General features: G+C 66.9%; 1 protein-coding gene. It reads right to left on the reverse strand.

Features of this window, described 5'->3' with window-relative positions; translation table 11 throughout:
• Positions 1–45: 45 nt before the first annotated feature.
• Positions 46–1287, reverse strand: coding sequence for an IS256 family transposase (locus D6B71_RS22375; RefSeq protein ID WP_121259010.1), 1242 nt, complete (start codon positions 1285–1287; stop codon positions 46–48).
• Positions 1288–1316: the final 29 nt, after the last annotated feature.

Genomic DNA, 1316 nt, shown 5'->3' on the forward strand with positions numbered 1-1316 from the left:
GACAGAGCCCCGCGGGGTGGTGGGCTTTGAGGTGATCCTCGGTGCCTACGCGTCGCTGCTCTCGATGGCGGCGACCGGCTCAGTATCGCTGGTCTCGTAGAGCTTGGCCATGGAGCCCTCCGAGAGGTAGCGGCGATCGCCCGCGATCCACTCGTCGTGCATGTCGATCAGCACCGCGCCGACGAGCCGGATTACGCTGGCGGGGTTATTGGGGAAGATCCCGACGACGCGGCCGCGGCGCTTGATCTCCTTGTTGACTCGCTCCAGCGGGTTGGTCGACCAGATCTTGCGCCAGTGCTCACGCGGGAACGCGGTGAACGCGAGGACTTCGGCCTTGGCCTCGTCCATGTAGGGGCCGATCTTGGGCCACCTGGCGGCGAACTCGTCGCGGGTCTTGTCCCATGCAGCGTCGATGTCGTCGGGCTTGGCCTGGGCGAAGATCATCCGGAATGCGGCGGCCACATAGTCGACTTGCCCCTTGGGAACGTGGGCCAGCAGGTTGCGGGCGAAGTGGACCCGGCACCGCTGGTGCGCGACGCCCTGGAAGGCCCGGGACAGGGCCTTGACGAGCCCGGCGTGCTGGTCGCTGATCACCAGCTGGACGCCACCGAGACCACGTTGCTTGAGCGAGTTGAGGAACCCGCGCCAGAAGACCTCGTCCTCGCTGTCGCCGACGTCCAGGCCGAGGATCTCCCGCTCACCGCCAGCGGTGACGCCGGTCGCGACAACGACGGCCATGGACACGACCTGCCCGCCCTTGCCCGGCTTGTTGCGCACGTGGAGGTAGGTCGCGTCCAGGTAGATGTAGGGGAACTCGACGTGATCGAGTGCTCGGGTGCGGAACGCGCCGACGGTCTCATCGAGGCCCGCGCAGATCCTCGAGACCTCGGACTTCGAAACCCCGCTGCCGCCCATCGCTTCGACCAGGTCGTCGACGCTGCGGGTTGAGACGCCGTGGACGTAGGCCTCCATCACCACCGCGTACAAGGCCTGATCGATCCTGCGGCGGGGCTCGAGGATGATCGGGAAGAACGACCCCTTGCGCAGCTTGGGGATGCGTAGCTCGACGTCGCCGGCCTTGGTCGTCAACATCCGGGGCCGGTGGCCGTTGCGCTCGGTGACACGGTCCTCGGTCCGCTCATAGGGTGCCGCGCCGATGCGCTCGGTCGCTTCGAGCTCGATCAGCTCTTGGAGCGCGACGCGAACCGAATCGCGGATCAGGTCGACGCCATCACCGGTGCGGAACGCGTCGAGCAGTTCGGACAGGGCAGACTGGGACAAGGCCATCGGTGGACCTCTTTCGGTGAGTGCTTGGC

The organism is Nocardioides ferulae, assembly GCF_003660455.1.
GTDB classification, from domain to species: domain Bacteria; phylum Actinomycetota; class Actinomycetes; order Propionibacteriales; family Nocardioidaceae; genus Nocardioides; species Nocardioides ferulae.